The sequence below is a fragment of the Skermanella stibiiresistens SB22 genome (genome assembly GCF_000576635.1).
Lineage (GTDB): Bacteria > Pseudomonadota > Alphaproteobacteria > Azospirillales > Azospirillaceae > Skermanella > Skermanella stibiiresistens.
In genome coordinates this window covers 213,552-233,932 of sequence record NZ_AVFL01000003.1, presented here as the reverse complement: position 1 = coordinate 233,932, position 20,381 = coordinate 213,552, and the positions used below count along the sequence as shown (strand labels likewise).

Here is a 20,381-nt window from a genome sequence, read left to right as displayed (position 1 = left end):
CAGGGCACCTTAGGAGAACATGAACTCGACGCTCTCCATGGCGTCGAGCCGGGGAAGCGTCAGGTGGAGATAATCGCCGCGCCGTTCCACCGCCACCTCGCGTTCGGCGAAGACCAGCCGTGCCGTCGTGCCGCCGAAGCCCTCGGGCGCGCGCACCTCCAGCTCCAACCCATGCAGCGGCACCAGCTCCTGGATGATGCGGCGCTGTCCGGTGTTGAAGCTGCCGGGCGAGGAGAAGTTGACCAGCGTGACCACCAGCCGGTCGGCGCCCTCCAGCACGGTGACGTCGATCAGGCCGGGACCACGGACCCGCACGACATCCTTCCAGCCGGAAGCGCTCTTGACCGCGTTGCCGATCAACTGGAACAGGTCGCGCAGCCCATAGCGGAAGCCGATCAGGTCCGGCTGCCAGGGGAAGTGGATGACGCGTCCCGCCCCGGCGGCGCGGTCGATCACCATCGGATAGTCGGTGACGTGTTCGATGACGTTGAATTCCGGAACGCTGATGCCGCTGCCGACCTCGCCCTCGACCGGCGGGATCAGGGTCAGCGGAGCTATGGAGTTTTCCCCGTCGGGCGTCCGCACGAACACGATGTCGCCCGCGACCGGCAGCAGGTCGGTGCCGTCGAACCCGGCGAGCAGGGGATTGGCCGGATCGCGGATCGCGGCGTAGGCCGCGCGCAGGCCCTTCCAGGTCACGCCGGTCTGCGTCACTCCGGCGAGCCTGCTCAGCAGGGGAGCCGCGTGAGGGGCGCCCAGCTCGTCGAAATCACCGGAGCGGTGGGTGGAAACCACCAGTCCGCCGCCCTTGACGAAGGTCTCCAGCGCCGCGCAGGCGTCCTCCGACAGGCAGGCCGCGTTCGGCAGCACGATGGCGCGGTAGGCCGACAGGGCCTCGGCGGTGATCCGATGGCCGGACAGGATGTCGAACGGGATGCGCTGGTCCATCATCGCGTTGTAGGCGCCGCGGAAGTGGTCCAGATAGCGTCCGCTCGGGTCCTCATGGCCGTAGTTGTCGAGGCTGTGGCGCGAGAAGACCAGCGCCACGTCGGCGACCGACCGGTTGCCGAGGTAGGTTTCGCGGTTGGCGCGGAAGCGGGAGAACAGGCCGCGCATGCTGTCGAGCCCGCGCCGGTCGAAGTGGCGCTCCTGGTATCCCGTCACGTGCAGCCAGGGGATCACGCCCTGCGCCATGACCTGACCGGCCCACATCTGGTTCTCGGCGGCCGGCACGCCATAGAAGCGCCACCATGGCAGGAAGTAGCTCACCGTGATGCCGCCTCCTTTGCCGGGGGCGAGCGAGCGCATGTAGCGCGCCTCCAGGCCGGGCCAGAACATGTTGGTGTAGCGGCGCTGGGCCTCGAGCACGATGCCGTCCTGGAAGGGCTCGGTATAGTCCAGGTCCCAGCCGCCGACGCGCGAATGGTCCCAGGACTCCGCCACCTGGCTCAGGGGGATCCAGGCGCATTCCGGACGTACGCGGTTCTTCAGCGCCTGGACCTCCGAGTTCCATTCCGCCATGCAGGCGTAGCGCCACTCGTTGTACTGGCGCCAAGTCTCGTCCCGCCAGTCCTCCTCCGGGATGGCCTTGCCGGTATGGGCGCGGAACTTGGTCTGGCAGGCGGCGCAATGGCAGCGCGGCGTGTGCCAGGGCGAGAACTGCGCCGCGTTTGCCCAGAGGCCGTCGAAGGGATAGCGCGTCAGCATCTCCTCGATCACGCGCATCATGAAGTCGCGGTAGTAGCCGCCGTTCGGGCAGGTGATGAAGTGCCCGTGGACCGAGACGGGGGCGCCGTCCTTGGTCTGCACGAACCACTCCGGACGCTCCTCGTAGAGTTCGCGGGACGCCATGGACGGGTCGATGCGGGCGATCGGCCGAATGCCGCGCGCCTTCAGCGCCGCGATCATGTCGGCGGCCAGATCGCGGTCGCCCAGACCCTCGGCGCGCGGATGGTGTCGGACCTCGGTCGGATAGAACGCCGTGATGCCGCCGACCGAGAAGCCCAGGGCGTCGAGGGAGAACGATTTGGCGAAGTCCGCCATCTTCTCGGCGTCCCAGGTCGCGGCGTCGTTTTCCCGCAGCGTCATGATCATGACGAGCGCCTGTTTCAGCCAAGTGTGGTCGATGTGGGAAGTCATTCGGATACCTGTGATGTCGCGGCTGGCTTGGCGGCGTCAGGCCGCGGCGCTCGCGCCGAGGAGGGGATCGGAGCCCAGCAGTTCGCGCGTGTAGGCGTGCTGGGGATCCGTGAAGATCTGCCGTGTCGTGCCCTGCTCGACGATGACGCCCTTGTGCATCACCAGCACCCGGTCGGCGAAGCTGCGCACCACCGGCAAGTCGTGGGCGATGAAGAGGTAGGACAGGCCGAACTCGTCCTTGAGGCTTTTCAGCAGGGCGATGACCTGCGCCTGGACCGAGACGTCGAGGGAGGACACCGCCTCGTCGCAGATGATGATCTCAGGCTTCAGAGCCAGCGCGCGGGCGATGGCGATGCGCTGGCGCTGACCGCCCGAGAACTGGTGGGGGAACCGGGCGGCGTGCTCGCGCGACAGCCCGACTTGGACCAGGAGGTCGCCGACCCGCTCCCTCCAATTCTCGCGCGGCACCACGTCGCGATGGATCGCCCAAGGCTCCGAGATGATCTCCTGGACGCTCATGCGCGGGTTGAGCGAGGCGGTCGGGTCCTGGAACACCATCTGGATCTGGCGCGTCGCCTCCTTGGCGCGGAGCAGGCTGCCGCCGCGGTATGTCGCCTCGCCGCCCGTCGCCTCCTCCAGCCCGACCAGCGTGCGGACCAGCGTCGACTTGCCGGATCCGGATTCGCCGACGATGCCCAGCGTCTCGCCGCGCCCGAGCGTGAACGAGACGCGGTCGAGCGCCAGGACGGGGGCTCGCGCCTTGCGGAACAGCCCGCTGGTGCTGGCGTATTCCTTGGACAGCGCCTCGACCCTCAGCAACGGTTCCTCGCCGCCGGCGGAGGGCGCCACCTCGGGGAAGCCGTGCCGGCCGGGAATGGCGTCGAGCAGGCTCCGCGTGTAGGGGTGCTTGGGCGTTTCGAACACCTCCCGCACCGTGCCGGTCTCGACGATCCGCCCGCCGTTCATGATGGCGACGCGATCGGCCATCCCGGCGACGATGCCGAGGTCGTGCGTGATCATCAGCAGGCCCATGCCGCGTTCGCGCTGGAGGTCCTTGAGCAGGCCCAGGATGCGGGCCTGGACGGTGACGTCCAGCGCGGTGGTCGGCTCGTCCGCGATCAGCAGGTCGGGGTTCAGGGCGATCGCCATGGCGATCATGATCCGCTGGCGCTGGCCGCCCGAGAATTGGTGCGGAAAATCGTCGAACCGGGCGGCGGCGTTGGGCAAGCCGACGCGTTCCAGCAGTTCCAACGCCTTGGCATTGGCGCTGGCCCGCGCGACGCCGTGGGAACGGAAGGTCTCCGCCACCTGCCAGCCGATCGGGTAAACTGGGTTCAGCGCCGCCAGCGTGTCCTGGAACACCATGGCGATGCGCGAACCGTTGATCTCGCGCTGGCGCTCGGCCGTGGCCTTCAGCAGGTCCTCGCCGCGATACAGCACCTCGCCCGAGGTGATCCGCCCCGGCGGGATGTCGATCAGGCCCATCAGCGCCGAGGAACTGACGCTCTTGCCCGACCCGCTCTCGCCCAGGATGGCCAGCGTCTCGCCGCGGTCGATGTGCCAGGAGACGTCGCGCACCGCCGGTACGACGCCGCCCTTGGTGTGGAACTCGACCGAGAGGTTGCGGACCTCGACCAGGTGACCGTTCCCCTCGGGCACGGGACGACCGTCTTGATCAGCCATGGGTCGGGCTCCTGGTTTCGAGCCGCCAACGCTGGACCGGATCGGTGGCGATCCTGACCCAGTTGGCGAGCAGGTTGAGGGACATGGCGGTGAGGGTGATGGCGAGGCCGGGCCAGAACGCCACCCACCACGCGGTGCCGAGATAGCTCTGACCCTGCGCCACCATGGCGCCCCAGGTGAACTCCGGCGCCTGGATGCCGAGGCCGAGGAAGCTGAGGCTGGATTCCGACAGCATCACGAAGGCGAATTCGAGTGTCGCGATCGTCACCAGGGTTGGCGTCACCGTTGGGCGGACGTGCTTCCACACGATCCTCCAGGGCGAGGCGCCCATCACGCGCGCCGCCACCACGAAGGTCCGCTCGCGGATCTCCAGCACCTCGGCCCGCGTCGTGCGCAGGTAGATCGGGATGCGGGTGATCGCGAGCACGACGATGACGTTGGCGACGCCGGGTGTCAGGACGTAGAGCACGATCATCGCCAGCAGCAGCGACGGAAAGCTCATCAGGATGTCCGCCAGCCGCAGGATGACGCCGCTGGTCCAGTCGTTGCGGTAGCCGGCGACGAACCCCAGCAGCGAGCCGATCAGCAGCGAGGCGACCACCGCGCAACCCGCCAGCATCATGGTGTTCTGCGCGCCGACGATGATGCGGGCCAGGATGGAGCGGCCGAGCGAATCGGCGCCCAGCACGTAGAGCCAGCCGAGCTGGGTCGACATCGGCGGCGCGTTGCGCGCCAGCAGGTTGATCTTGGTCGCGGCGGGTCCCAGCAGCCACGGCCCGAAACAGGCGGCGAAGGCCACCAGGATCAGGAAGAGTACAGCGGCGAAGGCGAACTTGTCACGCCACAGCAGGCCCAGCGACTGGCGCCAGGCCGCCGCTTCGGCGGGGGCGGGGCCGGGTGCGGGGGATGAAAGCGTCATGGTCATTCCGCCCTCACGCGTGCTTGATGCGGGGATCGAGCAGCGCGTAGGCCAAGTCGATCACGATGTTGAGCAGGAAGATCGCGGCGGCGGTGACGATGACGCCGGCCTGGATCACCGCGAAGTCGCGGTACTGGATCGACTCCATCATCAGCCGGCCGATGCCCGGAAAGCCGAAGATCATCTCGACCACGACCGCCCCATTGATCATGCCGGAGGCTTGGTCGCCAGCCACGGTGATGATCGGCAGCATTGCGTTGCGCAGCGCGTGGACGAACACGATGACACGCTTCTTGACACCCTTGGCCCTCGCCGTCTTGACATAGGCGGATGACAGCGCGCTGATCATGGCGCCCCGCACCACCTGGGCCAGCAGGCCGCACGGCCTGACCGTCAGCACCATCACCGGCAGGATCCAATAGGACAGCCCGCCGGTACCCGAAGTCGGCAGCCACCGCAAGCCCACCGCGAAGACCAGCACGCTGACCAGGGCCAGCCAGAAATTGGGCAGGCTGGCGCCGGCCAGCGCTATCATGTTGACGAATCGGTCGAGCACGCCGTTCGGGTTCCGCGCCGCCAGCGAGCCGGCGACGACGGCGACGACCAGGGCGATCGTCATCGCGGTCCCGGCCAATATCAGCGAGGTCGGGAAGGCTTGCAGCACGAGGTCGACCGCCGGCCGCTCCAGCCGCAGCGAATTGCCGAAGTCGAACTGGACCAGATTGCCCAGGAAGGTCTGGAACTGCGCCAGCAGCGGCTGGTCGAAGCCATTCGCCTTGGCGAAGGCGGCGCGTACCTCGGCCGGCGCGTCGATCGGCAGGTACAGGTCGGTTGGATTGCCCGTCAGCCGCGCCAGGAAGAAGACGAGGACGATCAGTCCCATCATCGAGATGGCGCTATGGAGCATTCGAGTCGTGACGTAGCCGCTCACGGTCGCCTCCGGATGTCATGTCGGAACGATGGGCGCCCATCCGCGCGGTGCCGCCGCGCGGGTGGCGCTCCCATCTCATTTGGTCTCGGCGTACTCACCCGTCTTCTTGCGCAGTTCGGCCCGGTCGGCGGGCGTCTCCCATTGCTCGGCGTATTCGCTTTGCTCCCAAGCATTCAGGTCGAGTAGGCCGATGCCCATGCCGAAGCCCGGCTCGCTGGTGTAGGTGTTGACCATGTAGGCCAGCCACTTGCCGTCCGGGCTGACATTCGAGTTGCTGGCCCGCCAGGGCGCCCGGTCGAACATGCGGGTCATCCGCACCCGCCGGCCCGAACCGTCCAGCTTCAGCTTCCACAAGTCGATCGGCGGGAACTGGTCGACGAAGTCGCACGAGGACTCCAGGCAGATGTGCTGGTTGTCCGGGAAGATGCCTTCCGGTTCGTTGTGGGTCAGCGGCTCGTCTATATAGGTCCGCACGTCCAGCGTCTTGAGGTCGATGCCGCGGGTCTGCGTCTTCCAGGTGGTGCTTCGGTCACGCGGGCCGATATATTCGGCCATCACCACTTCGGTGTCGTTGTTGCGGAAGTCCTGCGGTTCCGGCCGGCGCAGGCCGGTGGGCGAGCGGTAGATCGGCCGCGTGGCCCCGAGATTGGCGCCGTCCGGGCCGTATTCCAGCTCGGTCACGTAGCACTCGAAGTCTTCGATGGTGCCGAGGCGCGGATCGTGCTCGCCATGGCGCGAATAGGTGATGCGGTCGGCGATGGCGGAGACGCCGATGCCCTCGAACAGCGGAAGTCCCATCGGACGCGGCGGACGGCTGGCGTCCTTGTCCATGTACCACAGCTCGGATTCGACGAAGCGGCTGACGTGGTGGTGCTTGAACTCCTTCGGTCCGATCAGCAGGTAGTCGCCGTTCCGCAGGAACAGCACGCGCAGGAACGAGTGGTGCTCGCCAAGACCACCGGTGAGGTTGCGGATCTCGCGGGTCTCCAGGTTCACTTCGTGGACGTCGCCATAGGCCTTCTCGACGAAGGCGATGCGCTTGCCGTCCGGCGACCAATAGGGCCGGGCGCCATAGTCGCAGACCTTCTGGTGGAACGGCGGCGGGTTGTCGAGGATGTGCTCGCCTTGATAGGGGGAGTTGTCCCACTTGTAGATAGGCATGGTTCTTCCTTTTCGGCGGATCGTGTCGCGCTCGATGGATGTCGGTGGACGGATACGGGTGGAAGGCTGGCGCGGCCGGTATTTGCCAAGAGCTATTTGAACGTGATCGCGCTCAGCTCCAGCTTGCCCTGCGTGGTGAAGTCGGGCTGGTAGGACACGCGCTTGCCGACCCGGATGTAGCTGACCATGTGGAACAGCATGACATCCGGCACGACTTCCCGCTGGATGGTGCGGTTGGCCTGCTGGAACAGGTCGCGGCGGCGTTCGCCGGTCGAGACCGAGGCGTCCTGCAACAGCTTGTCGAGATTGGGGTCGTAGATGTTGGTCAGGCCGCCGTTGGACGTGTAGTAGACGATCATGGTGTAGAAGGCGTCGCCGGCCACGTTGTCGTGCAGCTCATGGACCATGGTCGGCCCGCGATCGGTCGGGTAGGGCTTCCGGCGGATCGACGAGTGCTGGATCTTGTCGACCATCGCGATCTTCACGTTGACGCCGATCTCAGCCCAATACTGCGCCAGCGTCTCCAGCATCTCGCTGAGGTTGGCCTGCATGAACTCGCTGCCATACAAGGTGATCTCCTTGTCCACCGGCACTCCGGCGGCTTTGGCCTCCTTGATCAGCGCCTTCGCCTTCGCGACATCATAGGGCCACGGCTTCAGCGACGGGTCGTAGCCGTTGACGTTGGACAGCATGAACTGGCTGGCCGGCACCGACAGCGGGCTGACGATGGTGCCGATGAAGGCGCTCCGGTCGACCGCCAGGTTCATCGCCTCGCGCACCCGGACATCGTTCAGCGGCGGCTTGTCCATGAAGAAGCGGACCCGGCTGGTGTCGGCGTTGAGATAGCCGATGTCGGTCTCCTTGTTGACCGCGTCCTGGGGTGCGATCTGGAGCGCCAAGTCCGCCTCGCCGACCTCGACCATGGAGGCGCGCAGCGCCGGTTCGGAGCGCCACACATAGGTCGCCTTGGCCACCTGAGGCTTCTCGCCCCAGTAGCCGTCGAAGCGGGTGAAGACGAGGTTCTGCGCCGGGTTCCAACTGGTGAACACATAGGGGCCGGTGCCGATCGGCTGGCGCGACGCCTCCTTCATGGGAGTGCTGGGCGCCGTCATGCCGGTCTGCGCCAGGGTCAGCGGCATCAGCGGCATCGGTTCGCTGGTGACGATCTCGACCGTGGTCTTGTCCAACGCCTTGGGCTGGATCTTGACGCTGCCGAAGCTGCGGATCATGTCGCGGCAGGCGAGTTCCGGAACGAACTGGCGGTTCAGCGCCGTCACCACGGCGTCGGCGTCGAATGGCGTGCCGTCGTGGAATTTCACGCCGTCCCGCAGCTTGATGCGCCACGTGGTCGGATCGACCTGCGTCCATTCCGTCGCGAGGTTCGGCAGCGGCTGGCTCGTCTTCGGATCGAGCTTGAGCAACGTCTCGACGACGTTCCCCTTGAGCACCAGTCCGATATAGCCGGTCGAGTTCATGTGGCACGGCTCGACCACATCCACGGCCGACGCCATGACGATCCTGACGTCCTTGGACGCGTCCTGCGCCTGGGCCGGTGACAGCAGCGCGCCGAGGACGAACGCGGCGCCCGCCGACAGGGTCATCGTTCTATTCACTAGCGTTTCCTCCCTGGGATGTTGGGGTTTTCCCCAATTATGTCTTCAGAAACGGGTGTGGCCGATCACAAGGCGGTTACCTGATGGGTCGCGTTCGCCAGCCAATCCCGGCTGATCTCGACGCCCCAGCCGGGACCCGCCGGCACGGCGACATGGCCATCGACCACCTGGAATGGATCGGAGGCGAACAAGCCATCGATCCAAGGCGGATTCTCGATGCTGAGTTCCATGAAATGACCGGCGTTCGGCAACGCCGATTGCAGATGCAGGGTGAAGACCGACACCATCGAGCGATTGGCCGCGTGCGGCGTGCAGGGCAGGCCGGCCTCCTCCGCCATGCGGGCAACGCGCAGCGCGCGGCTGACGCCGCCGACATAGCAAATGTCGGGCTGGACGATATCGGCGGCGCCCATCCGGATCATGCGGCGGAACTGGGCGAGATCGACCTCCTGCTCGCCCTGGGAGACGGGGATCGTCAGCGCCGCCGCGACCTCCGCCGTCCATTCCAACTCGGGATAGGGGCAGGGCTCCTCGAAATGCCCGACCGCGAAATCCTCCAGCATCCGGCCGACCTCGATCGCGCGCTTCGGCGTATAGCCGCTGTTGGCGTCGCATAGCAGTTCGCAGCCGTCGCCGACCGCCTCGCGCACGGTCGGCACGATCGCCTCCGTGCGGCCGGGCCAGCGGTCGACGTCATTGCCGAAGTTGTTTCCGATCCGGATCTTGAAGGCCTGGAATCCCTGTTGTCCCTGGAGACGCCTCAGGCGCTCGGCCTCGTCCTCCGGCGTGATGTCGCGGCGCATGCTGGAGCCATAGACCGCTTGCCGGTACTTGGTGCCGCCCAGTAGCGCCGCGACGCTCTTGTCCTCGCGCTTGCCCCTGAGGTCCCACAGCGCCGTGTCGACGCCACCGATGGCGCGGCAGGTATACGAACCGGGGAACTTGTGCGCGCCGAGCCAGCAGCGGTCGACCAGATCGTCGATGTCAGTGGGATCGGCGCCCAGCACGACCGGGGCCATCTGCCGGTGCAGGATCGAGGATGTGATGTCGGCGTTGTAGGGCGCCACCTGACCCCACCCTTCCAGGCCATCGTCCGTCTTCAGGCGCACGACGCTGATGAACTCGGTGGAGAAGGTTTCCACGCTCGCGATCTTCGGCATTTCCGTCCCTGTTGTCCCGATCCATTCCACTGGATCCATTTGTCGGAATGCTATGCCTGAATTTTCCGATTGATAAGGCGAGAAAGATTCATTTCATTAAGTACGAAAAGTACCGAATGGGAAACCCCCATGGACAAGCTGCGTGATATCGAGACCTTCGTCGCCGTTGTCGAGGCGGGTAGTTTCGCCAAGGCGGCCGAGGGCGCCAGCGTTTCCGCCGTCATGATCGGCCGGCGCGTCACCCAGATCGAGAAACGGCTCGGCGGGGCGCTGCTGGAGCGCAGCACCCGCCGATTGTCCCTGACGCCAGCCGGCGAGGAGTATTACAGATACGGTCTCGACATGCTGGCGCGGGTGCGGAAGGCGGAGCGTCTGGTCAGCGACGGCCGCGACTACGCGACCGGCAAGCTCATCGTGTCCTGTTCGTCCAGCTTCGGCCGCCACCATGTGGCGCCGCACCTGATCGAGTTCATGCGCGCCAACCCGGATGTCAGCGTCTCGCTCAACCTCAGCGACCGTGTGGTGGACCTGATGCGGCTGGGTTACGAGATCGGCATCCGAACCGGCCCCGTGCTGGACGCGAACCTCGTCGTCATCCGGCTCGCCCCGTGCCGGACGGTCGTGGTCGGCACACCGGCCTATCTCGCCCGCCACGGCGTTCCCAAGACGTTGGACGATCTCGCCCAGCACAACTGCCTAGCCTACAACGAGCATGGCGGACAGCCGCGCGGCTGGCAGTTCCAGAGCGACGGGCAACCCGTCGTCGTCAAGCCGACCGGCAACCTGACCAGCAACGACGGCGCCATGCTGACGCGCTGGGCGCTGGAGGGCGTTGGTCTCGCCTGGCGACCGGAATGGCAGGTTGCGCGCGCCGTGGCGGCGGGGGAGGCCGTCACCGTGCTAGACTTCCACGCGGTGCCGAACCAGGACATCGTCGCGGTCTATCCACCGCAGAATCCGGTACCGGCCAAGATCCGCCTGTTCATCGCCTGGCTCCGGACGGTGTACGGCCAACCCGGCTACTGGGTCGGGATGGATCATGAATAGATACCGGGAGATCAAAGCCTTCGTCGCGGTGGCGACCGAGGGATCGATGGCCAAGGCCGCGATCAAGGAGCAGATCACCTCCGGCATGCTGGGCCGCCGGATCGACGATCTGGAGAAGCGGCTTGGGATCAAGCTGCTGCGCCGCACCACCCGGCTCCTCACCCTCACCGAGCAGGGGCGCCTGTTCCTCAAGCATTGCGAGGAGCTGCTGGTCGATCTCGAACTGGGCGAGACCAGCCTGTTTCCCGACACCTCGGAGGTCAGCGGCCAGATGCTCGTGCTGGCACCACCCTATTTCGGCCGCCAGCATGTGGCGGCGCACGCGGGCAGGTTCCTCGCGGCCAATCCGGCGGTGCGGCTCTCCTTCAATTTGACCAACGATTATCCCGATCCCGTGCAGGAGGACTATGACCTCTGCATCCGGATCGGCAACGTCATCGATCCCAATTTCGTCACCGCCAAGCTGGCGACCAACCGGCGCGTGGTCTGCGCGACGCCGGCCTATTTCGCGCGGTACGGCGTGCCCCGGACGTTGCAGGATCTGGCGGATCACAACTGCCTCGCCGTCAACCTCCAGGCCGACCGGCACCGCGACTGGCTGTTCCAGGAAGGCGGCAAGCTGGTCTCGGTCAAGGTCGATGGCAGCATGGACTGCAGCGACGGCGGCGTGCTGGTGGAATGGGCGCGGAACGACCACTGCCTCTCCTGGCGCTCGACCTGGGAGGTCGGCGCCTCGCTCGCTTCGGGCGAGTTGGTGAGCGTGCTCGACGAATACGCGCTGCCCAGCTTCGACCTCACCGCCGTCTATCCGCGCAACAAGCCGTCTCGGCTGGCACGCCTGTTCATCGATCTCCTGCGCGATATCTACGCCGAGCCCGGCTATTGGGCCCATGACGGCGCGCTCGTCGGGTGAGGATGCCGCTCACCGCGCGGTCGCCTCCTCCATGGATGCCGACTGCTGGACGATCCAGGGTTCGAACGCCTTGACGACGGCGGCGGAGCGCCGCGACCGGGGATAGACGATGTAATAGGCGCTCCCGGTTCCCACCCTGAGTGACAGCGGCGCCACCAGCCGGCCGGTCCGCAAATCCTCCTCCACGAAGGCCCTCTGCGCCATCACGACGCCGAGCTTGTCGATCGCCGCCTGATAGGCCAGGGCCGAGTTCTCGAACTTCAGCCCGTTGTTGCCGTCGATATCGTCGAGGCCGGCGGCCCGCAGCCATGTCGGCCAATGATCGGGCCGGTGCATCGAACAGAGCAGAATGTGGTTCGACAGGTCGGAGGGCGTGTTCAGTGGCGGGTAGACCTTGAACAGGTCCGGACTGCACACCGGCAGGAGGATCTCGCCGAACAGCCGTCGGCAATGGACGCCCGCCAGCAGCGGTTCGTCGCCCCAGTGGATGCATACGTCGATATCATCGCGGTCGAAATCGACGGTCTGGTGCGACGTGGTGATCTGCACGTCGATGTGCCGGTTGAGCGCGTGGAAATGCGCCAGACGCGGCACGAACCAACGGATCGCGAAGGTCGGCGGCAGTTTGATCCGCAGGGTGTTCTCCAGGGGCCGTTCCCGAACCCGGCGCGTCTGCGTCTCGATCTGGTCGAACGCCGCCCGCAAACCGGTCGCGTAGGAGGCTCCCTCCGCCGTCAGTTCGATGCCTCGGCGAACGCGGGTGCACAGCGTCACGCCGAGCCAGTCCTCAAGCTGGGAGACATGACGGCTGATGGCACCTTGGGTCACCCGCAGTTCCTGGGCGGCTCTCGTCAAACTGCCGTTGCGCGCGGTGGCCTCGAAGGCCCGCAGCGCGTTCAGAGGGGGCATCTGCCGTGTCATCTGCTATGAGCTTTCCTCAATGAAGTATGAGTAAATTATACCTATACCTCTGTTGTGAATAGACCTAACCTGATCTGGTGAGAGCTGTAAGTCGCCCAATGTTGGCGGGAAGAACGGCATAATAACAAAGCCCAATATTTGCCCGGCGCCAAACGCCGGGCCGGAGGAAACCTGATGCCAGAATCACGCCGCGGCTTGGCGCCGCGAGCGCTGTTCGGGGTCAACCCACATCGAGCGGCCCAAACATGACTCCCGATCATAAGACGTCAGAACACAAGACAGCTGATCCATCGGTTACGGGGCCTCGCAGCTTGTTCGACCGGATCTGGGACGCCCATGTCGTCAAGCGGTTGGAGGATGACCGCGATCTCGTCTTCGTCGACCGGCATGTGCTGCAGGAAACCACCAGCGCCCAGGCCTTCGAGGGACTGGCGCGGGCCGGCCGTCGCGTGATGCATCCCGAACTCACGGTGGCGACGCAGGACCACATCGTCTCGACCCTGCCCGGGCGCGACGAAGGCACCAATCCCGGCGGGACCGAGCTTCTGGGCCTGATGCGGGCGAACACCGCCGCCCATGGCATCCGCCATTTCGGCGTGGATGACCGCCGCCAAGGTATCGTCCACGTCATGGCGCACGAGACCGGCTTCGCCTTGCCCGGCTGCCTGCTCACCTGCGGTGACAGCCACACCTCCACCGTTGGCGGGTTGGGTGCCATCGGCCTCGGTGTCGGCACCAGCGAGGTGGAGCATGTCCTGGCCACCCAGACGCTCGCCATCACGCGGCCACGGAACATGCGCGTCACCTTCGACGGCGCGCTCGGCCGCGGCATCTCGGCCAAGGACATCATCCTGCACATGATCGGCCAGTTGGGCGTCGCCGCCGGCCGGGGATGCGCGGTCGAATACGCCGGCCCGGCCATTCGCGCCCTGCCGATCGAGGCGCGGCTGACGATCTGCAACATGTCGATCGAGTTCGGCGCCCGCCTGGGCCTGATCGCTCCGGACGACGCCACCTTCGCCTATGTCCGCGGCCGGGAGTTCACCCCAACCGGTGCCGCCTTCGACCGCGCCGTGGCGGAATGGCGCGACCTCGTGACGGATCCGGACGCCCGTTTCGACCGGGACTTCACCATCGACTGCCGGCAGGTGGCGCCGCAAGTCACCTGGGGCACCAGCCCGCAGGATGTCGCGGGCGTCGACGTCGCCGTTCCCGATCCCGCCCAGTTCGCGGACCACAGGCGCCGCGATCTGGCCGCGGCGGCGCTGAGCTACATGGGGTTGGAGCCGGGAACGCCGCTGGAGGGAATTCCGATCGACGTCGCCTTCATCGGCTCCTGCACCAACGGGCGCCTGTCCGACCTGGAGGCGGCCGCCGCCGTGGCGCGCGGCAAGCGGGTGGCGCCGAATGTCCGCGCCCTGGTCGTCCCGGGCTCCATGTCCGTGAAACGCGAGGCCGAGGCGCTTGGCCTGCACCGGATCTTCGAGAACGCCGGTTTCGAATGGCGCGACGCCGGCTGCTCCATGTGCGTCAGCATCAACGAGGATGTCGTCGCACCCGGAGCCCGCTGCATCGCCACCTCCAACCGGAACTTCGAGAACCGCCAGGGCCTGCGCAGCCGGACGCATCTGGCGAGCCCGGCGATGGTCGCCGCCGCCGCGATCGCGGGACGCATCACCGATGTGCGGAAGGAGATGACCGCATGAGGACGCCGCTGACGACCGTGACCGGGGCCATGGCCGTGTTGCCGGAGACCAACGTCAACACCGACGCCATCATCCCGTCGGCGTGGTTGAGGAGCGCCAAGGCCGATCTGGCGCGCGGCCTGTTCGGCGCCCGGCGCTTCGACGATGCTGGTCGCGAGCGGCCCGACTTCGTGCTGAACCAAGGGCCGTTCCGATCCGCCAAGATCCTGCTGACCGGCGAGAATTTCGGCTGCGGCTCGTCGCGCGAGGCCGCCGTCTGGGCTCTGGCCCGGTTCGGCATCCGCTGCGTGCTGGCGCCGAGCTTCGCGGATATCTTCTACGAGAACGCCTTCCGCAATGGCGTTCTGGCCGGCGTGGTGGACGAGGCGACCCGCGCGGCGCTCGCCGCCGCCGTCGACCGCCACCGGGACGCGCCGGTCTTCACGGTCGATCTGCCCGGAACGGCGATCGTCGGTCCGGACGGCGACCGCCACACTTTCATGGTTCCGCCCCATAGGGCCGGCATGCTGATCCGGGGCGACGACGAAATCGACCTGACGCTCCGGCATCTCGACGCCATCGAACGCCATCTCGCCAAGGCCAAGCTGGAGCGGGATTGGCTTCACGACGCATCCACCGACACGAGGCAATATCCATGACCCGGACGACCATCCGGCAGGCGCTCTCCCAGGAGACGCCCCTGATCACGCCGTTGGCCCACGACGCGCTGTCGGCGCGGCTGATCGAGCTCGCCGGTTTCAAGGCCTTCGCGGTCGGAGGGTCCGCCCTCCTGGCGGCGCGGCACGCCTACCCCGATATCGGCCTGATCGGGCTGACCGACATGGTGGAGGGCATCCGCGATCTCGCCGCCGCCTCGTCGCTGCCCTTCCTCGCCGATGCGGACGACGGCTATGGCGACGTCAAGAGCGTCGCCCGAACCGTCAGGGCCTATGAGGCGATCGGGGTCGGCGGTATGCTGTTCGAGGACCAGGACCGCGACCGCAAGCAGCAGCGCGCCGAGAAGGCCGCCGCCGTGGCCGACGAGGCGGTGATCGAGGGCAAGCTCCGCGCGGCATTGGAGGCCAGGAACAATCCCGATACCTTCATCATCGGCCGGACCGACGCCTATGGTCCCCTGGGCCTCGACGCCGCGATGCGGCGGGCCGAGCGTTTCCTGGCGCTGGGCGTCGACGGCGTCTTCGTCGCCGGCCTGCGGACGGAGGACGACTACCGCAAGGTCGGCGCGGCCTTCAAGGGCTCCTACATCTCGGCCGCCATGTTCGAGGGGGGCGACACCCCCTGGCTCAGCCCGTCGGATCTTGGGTCGATGGGGTTCACCCAGGTCTCCTTCCCCGCCAGCGTCCTGATGCGGAGCGTCTCGGCGATGCGCGATGGGTTGGCGGCGCTGCGGCGCCACGCCGATGGCGTCGATCGGCTGGAGCCCATGTCCAATGGGGCGTCCGTGCGGGCCACCATCGACGCGGCGGTGGACCTGGAGGGCTGGCGCGCCATCGAACGGCGATAGTTTAGGTAAGGCTGGCGAGAAACGGGGAAACGCGTTGGGAGTCGGTTGACGACCGGCGCATCCCCGTCCCAGCCTCGGAAAGCGGATCATCACAATCACGAACCCGCCACGCGGGAAAAATGGGGAGGAAACGATGAAGTCCAGCACAGTCGGCCGGTTCCGGTCATTGGTGGTGATCACGGCGCTGATGGCCGCCATGCCGGCGTCGGCGCGCGCCGAGGATATCGTGGTCAGCAACTACGGTGTTTCGGCCAATGGAATGCCGTTCGCCGTGGCGCTCAAGAAGGGCTTCTTCAAGGACGAGGGCGCCGACGTCACCGGCATCCTGTCGTCCGCCGGTGGCGGCACCACGCTGCGCAACATGCTGGCCGGCAGCGCGCCCTACGCCGAGGTCAACCCGAACGCCGTCATAGCGGCGATCCAGCAGGGCGCCGACATCAAGATCGTCAGTGACAACGTCCTCACCGTCGCCGAATTCGTCTGGGCGGTCAAACCCGACTCCCCCATCCAGTCGCCCAAGGACCTCAAGGGCAGGAAGTTCGGCTACACCAACCCGCGCTCCACCAGCCTGGCGCTGGCGACGCTGGTGGTGCAATCGGGCGGCCTCAAGACCGAGGATGTCGAGATGGTCAAGACCGGCGGCTTCGGCGAGGGTATCCCCGCCCTCGACCTCGGCATGATCGACGTCGCCCCGATCCCCGAGCCGCTGTGGTCCAAATACCAGTCCAAGTACCGCGCCATCGCCAGGGCCGCCGATCTCCTGCCGCCGATCGCGAATGTCGTCGGCGTCGCCGCAGGGGGCCAATCGGCCGCCAAGGAGGACTTCGTCCGCGCCGTCATTCGAGCCCGCCGCAAGGCCGTCGACTTCATGAGGCAGAATCCCGACGAGGCCGGGGACATCGTCGCCGAGGCCTACAACCTGGAACAGGATGTCGCGCGGAACTCGGTCCGCTACCTCGTGAACGCGACGACCGACGGCATCCAGTATTGGGGAACCGGCCAGATCCACCTGGAAGGTCTGAACCGCGCCATCGAAGTGCAGAAGATGGTCGGCGCCATCTCCGGCGACATCGACGCCAAGTCGATCGTCGACACGCGTTTCCTGCCCGATGACATCAAGGCGATGAAATGACCAGCATCATGACCACGTCCAAGCCGATCACGCCGACGCGAACCCCGTCGGCGCCGGGCGCGGCGCAGGTCTCGCTGCGGGGAGTCGACAAGGAATTCATCCGGCCCGGCCGAAGCGGGGAGACCGTCCACGCCTTGGGACCGATCGACCTCGACCTGCGGCGGGGCGAGTTCTTCGCGGTCGTCGGGCCATCCGGCTGTGGCAAGTCGACCTTGCTCGAACTGGTCGCCGGTCTCTCCACGGCGACCCGGGGCGATGTCACCTTCGAGGGAAAGCCGATCCACAACCGGATCCCCGACGGCGTGGGCGTGGTGTTCCAGGAGGACGCCTCGTTCCCCTGGCTGTCGGTCCGCGAGAACATCGCGTTCGGGCTCCGGCGGATCAAGATCGACCCCAAGGAGCGGGAGCGGAGGATCGAAAACGCCCTGGCGATGATGGGGCTGACATCCTTCGCGCACAGCTTTCCGGCTCAGTTGTCGGGCGGCATGCGGCAGCGAGTGTGCATCGCCCGCACCTTGGTGACGGAACCCCGGCTGATCCTGCTGGACGAGCCGTTCGGCGCGCTCGACCAGCAGACGCGCCTGCTGATGGGGGACGAGGTGCTGAACCTGTGGCGCAAGACCGGCGCCACCGTGTTCCTGATCACCCACGCCCTGGACGAGGCCGCCATGCTCGCCGACCGCATCGGCGTCATGTCGGCGCGTCCGGGACGGCTGATCGACATCGTCGAGACCGGCTGGCCACGGGATCGCGACAGCCGGATCGTGCAGGAGGAGGCGTTCGGCGCCATCACCGCCCGCCTCTGGCGGTCACTCCGCGCCGAATCGATGAAGGCGATCGGCAAGCCGGAGGTCGAACCATGACGCCCAAGAAACGCGCCGCGCTGTGGCGGATCGCCCTGCTGGTCGGGGCGGTGGGCGGTCTGGAGATCCTGTGCCTGAGCGGTCACATCGACCGCCTGACAATGCAGCCGCCGCACCGGATCGTGATGGACCTGGTGGCGCTGCTGGCGGGTGGCGAGTTGAACGGCGCCATCGCCAAGACATTGCGGAACGCGGCGTTGGCCTTCGTCATCGCCATGGTGGCCGGCGTCTCGTTCGCGGTCCTGCTGCATTATCTGCGGTCCCTGCGGGACATGCTCGATCCGGTCTTCGCGACATATTACGCGATCCCGATGTTCGCCTTCTACCCGCTCCTGATCGTCCTGTTCGGTTTGGGCGACACGCCGCAGATCTTCATCGGCGCCATGCTGGCGGTGGTCGCGGTGATCGTGAACACGCTGAACGGCCTCGACCGCATCCCGCGCGTCCTGCTCAAGACGGCGCGGGTCAACCAGCTGTCGGCCTGGGACACGGCGCGGCTCGTCATGCTGCCCTGCGCCGCGCCCCACATCCTGACCGGCGCCAAGCTGGCCGTGGCCTACTCGCTGATCGGCATCATCGGAGCGGAGTTCATCATGTCGACCGGAGGCATGGGGTACGAGATCAGCTTCGCCTACATGAATTTCGATAACGCCAAGATGTACCCGCTGATCCTGTTGATCCTGTTGGTCTCCATCGCGATCAACACGCTGCTCGCCAAATGGGAGAAGATCCTCATGGCCCGCCGGGGGTTGTCATGAACGCCACGTCGAGCGGCGGGTCGAACGCCGGCTGGTTCAGCGCGCTGAAGCTGATCGCGCTGCTGCTGGTCCTGTGGCAGGCCCTGGCCTGGATGGTCGGCGACGTCGCGATGCGGACACCGCTGCAAACCATGACCTTCACGGCGAACCTGCTGACGTCGCCCAGTTTCTGGCCCCATCTGGCCGAGACGGGCAGGGCCTTCGGCTTGGCCTTGCTGCTGGCTGTCGTGATCGGGCTCGCGATCGGGTTCCTGCTCGGCATCAACCGCTTCGCCAGCGATGTGCTGGAGCCGGTGCTGGTGGCGCTGTATTCCATTCCGAAGATCACCCTGTACCCGATCCTGCTGCTGATGTTCGGTCTCGGGGTTGCCGCCAAGGTCGCCTTCGGCACGATCCACGGCGTCATCCCGATCGCCCTGTTCACGCTCGCCGCGGTGCGCAATGTCCGTCCGGTGTTCGTCAAGACCGGGCGGGTCATGGGCCTGGGTACGGGCCGCATGATCAGTGGCATCCTCCTGCCGGCCGCCATGCCGGAGATCTTCACCGGCCTCCGTGTGGGCTTCTCCCTGACCTTGATCGGGACGCTGCTGGGGGAGATGTTCGCGTCCCAGCGCGGGCTGGGTTTCATGCTGATGAACGCGATCGGCCTGCACAACGTCGATGTCATCATGGCCCTGACCTTCCTGCTGGTCCTGTTCGCGGGAAGCGCCAGCGGCCTCCTGCTGTTCCTGAACCGCCGGCTCTACCAGCGCGCCTGATGACTGGCCGCGGAACGGTCAGACCGCACTGTGCGTCCAAAGTACGGTGGTCATCGCCAGCGTCGTCGGGCATAGTGTGCCGCCGGGTCGCCTGGGTCCAAGAGCGGTCCCAAGGACGGACCGCGGCGCACCGATGACGGCGAGCGTACCGAATGAGCAGTGTCCCCGATCCCGAGATGGTGACCGAGGCTGGTGACAAGACCGCGTCGTTGCAGGAGCGCGCCCACGCGCTCCTGAGGACGATGATCCAGGACGGGAGGATCGCCGGTGGTCAAATCCTGCAGGAGGCGCAGGTCGCCAAGGCGTTCGGCATCAGCCGGTCGCCGGCGCGCCACGCCCTGAGATCGCTGCACTTGGAGGGCCTGATCGACGAGAGTGGCGGCAAGGGCTACGTGGTCGCCGGACGGGTCGAGGGCAGGGCGGATAGCCGGATGGCGACGCTGGACCCGATCAAGATCCAGGCCACGCCCCAATGGGAACGGATCTACAAGGAGGTCGAGCAGGAACTTTTCGTCCGGGTCCTGTTCGGCCCGATCCGGATCAACGAAAAGCAGCTATCGCTGCATTTCGATGTCAGCCGCACGGTGACGCGCGACTTGCTCGCCCGCATGCATGGCATGGGCTTGATCGTCAAGGACCAGACCGGGCACTGGCTGGCCCGCCAGATCACGTCGGGGCATATCCGCGATCTCTACGAGATGCGCCGGCTGCTCGAACCCCAGGCCTTGCTGAAATCGCTGCCCTTCGTCGGCGATGTCCAGTTGAGGAATGCCCGCGACAACATCACTCGCGCGCTCGACAGCCCGGCTCCGGACAGCGCCGCGTTCGATCAGGTCGAGCGCGACCTCCATATCGGCATCCAGTCCTTTTGCCCGAACAAGGAGATCCTGCGGGCGTTGGAGCGAACCCATCTCGTGTTCGGCCCGACCCGCTACCTGTTCCACCCCTTCCTTGGCGTTCCCGTCGAGATCATCGACGCCGCGCTGAGGGAGCATCTGGACATCATCGACCGCCTGCTCCGCCAGGATGGAGCCGGCGCCGCGCAGGCGCTGTACGACCACTTGATGGTGGCCGACGACCGCTGGCTGAGGCGCTTCGAGATCATCGCCCGGACGACCCAGATGCGCTTTCCCCCCTACCTGTCGCCCGCCGGCGCCTGACGCCGGACGTTCC

General features: G+C 66.6%; 18 protein-coding genes. 10 read left to right on the top strand and 8 right to left on the bottom strand.

Going from position 1 to position 20,381, the window contains the following annotated elements; all coding sequences use genetic code 11:
• Nucleotides 1-9 precede the first annotated feature (9 nt).
• The 7 genes from N825_RS06165 to N825_RS06135 form a co-directional block, all read right to left on the bottom strand.
• Entirely contained in the window at nt 10-2,139 is a 2,130-nt protein-coding gene (locus N825_RS06165) for an alpha-amylase family protein (protein ID WP_037448314.1), read from the bottom strand.
• 36 nt (nt 2,140-2,175) lie between these two features.
• Nucleotides 2,176-3,822, bottom strand: coding sequence for an ABC transporter ATP-binding protein (locus N825_RS06160; protein ID WP_051511617.1), 1,647 nt, complete (start codon nt 3,820-3,822; stop codon nt 2,176-2,178).
• A complete protein-coding gene (locus tag N825_RS06155) occupies nt 3,815-4,741 on the bottom strand; it encodes an ABC transporter permease (protein ID WP_037448746.1) in 927 nt (308 codons plus the stop codon). The genes N825_RS06160 and N825_RS06155 overlap by 8 nt, the downstream gene beginning before the upstream one ends.
• 13 nt (nt 4,742-4,754) lie before the next feature.
• The gene (locus N825_RS06150) at nt 4,755-5,672 is read right to left on the bottom strand and encodes an ABC transporter permease (RefSeq protein ID WP_157619004.1); all 918 of its coding nucleotides are present in this window, start codon (nt 5,670-5,672) and stop codon (nt 4,755-4,757) included.
• 75 nt (nt 5,673-5,747) lie between these two features.
• A complete protein-coding gene (locus tag N825_RS06145; RefSeq protein ID WP_037448311.1) occupies nt 5,748-6,833 on the bottom strand; it encodes a TolB-like translocation protein in 1,086 nt (361 codons plus the stop codon).
• Nucleotides 6,834-6,925: 92 nt separating this feature from the next.
• A complete protein-coding gene (locus tag N825_RS06140; RefSeq protein WP_157619003.1) occupies nt 6,926-8,446 on the bottom strand; it encodes an ABC transporter substrate-binding protein in 1,521 nt (506 codons plus the stop codon).
• Between the two features lie 65 nt (nt 8,447-8,511).
• The gene (locus N825_RS06135) at nt 8,512-9,606 is read right to left on the bottom strand and encodes a mandelate racemase/muconate lactonizing enzyme family protein (protein ID WP_037448309.1); all 1,095 of its coding nucleotides are present in this window, start codon (nt 9,604-9,606) and stop codon (nt 8,512-8,514) included.
• A gap of 129 nt (nt 9,607-9,735) precedes the next feature.
• Between N825_RS06135 and N825_RS06130 the strand changes: the two genes are divergently transcribed.
• Together N825_RS06130 and N825_RS06125 are read left to right on the top strand one after the other, a co-directional pair.
• Nucleotides 9,736-10,653, top strand: coding sequence for a LysR family transcriptional regulator (locus N825_RS06130; protein WP_037448308.1), 918 nt, complete (start codon nt 9,736-9,738; stop codon nt 10,651-10,653).
• Nucleotides 10,646-11,566, top strand: a complete 921-nt coding sequence (locus tag N825_RS06125) for a LysR family transcriptional regulator (RefSeq protein WP_037448306.1) — start codon at nt 10,646-10,648, stop codon at nt 11,564-11,566. The genes N825_RS06130 and N825_RS06125 overlap by 8 nt, the downstream gene beginning before the upstream one ends.
• A gap of 9 nt (nt 11,567-11,575) precedes the next feature.
• Here the strand turns inward: N825_RS06125 and gcvA are convergent, their stop codons facing one another.
• Nucleotides 11,576-12,487, bottom strand: coding sequence for a transcriptional regulator GcvA (gene gcvA / locus N825_RS06120; RefSeq protein WP_037448304.1), 912 nt, complete (start codon nt 12,485-12,487; stop codon nt 11,576-11,578).
• A 311-nt stretch (nt 12,488-12,798) separates the two neighbouring features.
• Between gcvA and leuC the strand changes: the two genes are divergently transcribed.
• The 8 genes from leuC (at nt 12,799) to N825_RS06080 (ending at nt 20,368) form a co-directional block, all read left to right on the top strand.
• On the top strand, nt 12,799-14,193 hold the full coding sequence (leuC, locus tag N825_RS06115) for a 3-isopropylmalate dehydratase large subunit (protein WP_037448303.1): 1,395 nt from the start codon (nt 12,799-12,801) through the stop codon (nt 14,191-14,193).
• A complete protein-coding gene (gene leuD / locus N825_RS06110) occupies nt 14,190-14,831 on the top strand; it encodes a 3-isopropylmalate dehydratase small subunit (RefSeq protein ID WP_037448302.1) in 642 nt (213 codons plus the stop codon). The genes leuC and leuD overlap by 4 nt, the downstream gene beginning before the upstream one ends.
• Nucleotides 14,828-15,697: an isocitrate lyase/PEP mutase family protein gene (locus N825_RS06105; RefSeq protein ID WP_051511613.1), complete on the top strand. Its 870-nt coding sequence runs from the start codon at nt 14,828-14,830 to the stop codon at nt 15,695-15,697. Before leuD ends, N825_RS06105 begins: the two co-directional genes overlap by 4 nt.
• Before the next feature lie 133 nt (nt 15,698-15,830).
• A complete protein-coding gene (locus N825_RS06100; RefSeq protein ID WP_037448301.1) occupies nt 15,831-16,829 on the top strand; it encodes an ABC transporter substrate-binding protein in 999 nt (332 codons plus the stop codon).
• On the top strand, nt 16,826-17,692 hold the full coding sequence (locus N825_RS06095) for an ABC transporter ATP-binding protein (protein ID WP_037448299.1): 867 nt from the start codon (nt 16,826-16,828) through the stop codon (nt 17,690-17,692). Before N825_RS06100 ends, N825_RS06095 begins: the two co-directional genes overlap by 4 nt.
• Entirely contained in the window at nt 17,689-18,450 is a 762-nt protein-coding gene (locus N825_RS06090; RefSeq protein ID WP_037448297.1) for an ABC transporter permease, read from the top strand. The genes N825_RS06095 and N825_RS06090 overlap by 4 nt, the downstream gene beginning before the upstream one ends.
• On the top strand, nt 18,447-19,208 hold the full coding sequence (locus N825_RS06085; protein WP_051511612.1) for an ABC transporter permease: 762 nt from the start codon (nt 18,447-18,449) through the stop codon (nt 19,206-19,208). Before N825_RS06090 ends, N825_RS06085 begins: the two co-directional genes overlap by 4 nt.
• 152 nt (nt 19,209-19,360) lie before the next feature.
• Complete coding sequence (locus N825_RS06080; protein WP_198038200.1) at nt 19,361-20,368, top strand: GntR family transcriptional regulator; 1,008 nt, start codon at nt 19,361-19,363, stop codon at nt 20,366-20,368.
• The last annotated feature ends 13 nt before the right edge of the window (nt 20,369-20,381 follow it).

What these genes read in the sequence shown, in the direction of transcription:
- N825_RS06165 (WP_037448314.1), bottom strand. Translation starts at nt 2,139, where the DNA reads ATGACTTCCCACATCGACCACACTTGGCTGAAACAGGCGCTCGTCATG.
- N825_RS06160 (WP_051511617.1), bottom strand. Translation starts at nt 3,822, where the DNA reads ATGGCTGATCAAGACGGTCGTCCCGTGCCCGAGGGGAACGGTCACCTG.
- N825_RS06155 (WP_037448746.1), bottom strand. Translation starts at nt 4,741, where the DNA reads ATGACGCTTTCATCCCCCGCACCCGGCCCCGCCCCCGCCGAAGCGGCG.
- N825_RS06145 (WP_037448311.1), bottom strand. Translation starts at nt 6,833, where the DNA reads ATGCCTATCTACAAGTGGGACAACTCCCCCTATCAAGGCGAGCACATC.
- N825_RS06135 (WP_037448309.1), bottom strand. Translation starts at nt 9,606, where the DNA reads ATGCCGAAGATCGCGAGCGTGGAAACCTTCTCCACCGAGTTCATCAGC.
- N825_RS06130 (WP_037448308.1), top strand. Translation starts at nt 9,736, where the DNA reads ATGGACAAGCTGCGTGATATCGAGACCTTCGTCGCCGTTGTCGAGGCG.
- N825_RS06125 (WP_037448306.1), top strand. Translation starts at nt 10,646, where the DNA reads ATGAATAGATACCGGGAGATCAAAGCCTTCGTCGCGGTGGCGACCGAG.
- gcvA (WP_037448304.1), bottom strand. Translation starts at nt 12,487, where the DNA reads ATGACACGGCAGATGCCCCCTCTGAACGCGCTGCGGGCCTTCGAGGCC.
- leuD (WP_037448302.1), top strand. Translation starts at nt 14,190, where the DNA reads ATGAGGACGCCGCTGACGACCGTGACCGGGGCCATGGCCGTGTTGCCG.
- N825_RS06105 (WP_051511613.1), top strand. Translation starts at nt 14,828, where the DNA reads ATGACCCGGACGACCATCCGGCAGGCGCTCTCCCAGGAGACGCCCCTG.
- N825_RS06100 (WP_037448301.1), top strand. Translation starts at nt 15,831, where the DNA reads ATGAAGTCCAGCACAGTCGGCCGGTTCCGGTCATTGGTGGTGATCACG.
- N825_RS06095 (WP_037448299.1), top strand. Translation starts at nt 16,826, where the DNA reads ATGACCAGCATCATGACCACGTCCAAGCCGATCACGCCGACGCGAACC.
- N825_RS06090 (WP_037448297.1), top strand. Translation starts at nt 17,689, where the DNA reads ATGACGCCCAAGAAACGCGCCGCGCTGTGGCGGATCGCCCTGCTGGTC.
- N825_RS06085 (WP_051511612.1), top strand. Translation starts at nt 18,447, where the DNA reads ATGAACGCCACGTCGAGCGGCGGGTCGAACGCCGGCTGGTTCAGCGCG.
- N825_RS06080 (WP_198038200.1), top strand. Translation starts at nt 19,361, where the DNA reads ATGAGCAGTGTCCCCGATCCCGAGATGGTGACCGAGGCTGGTGACAAG.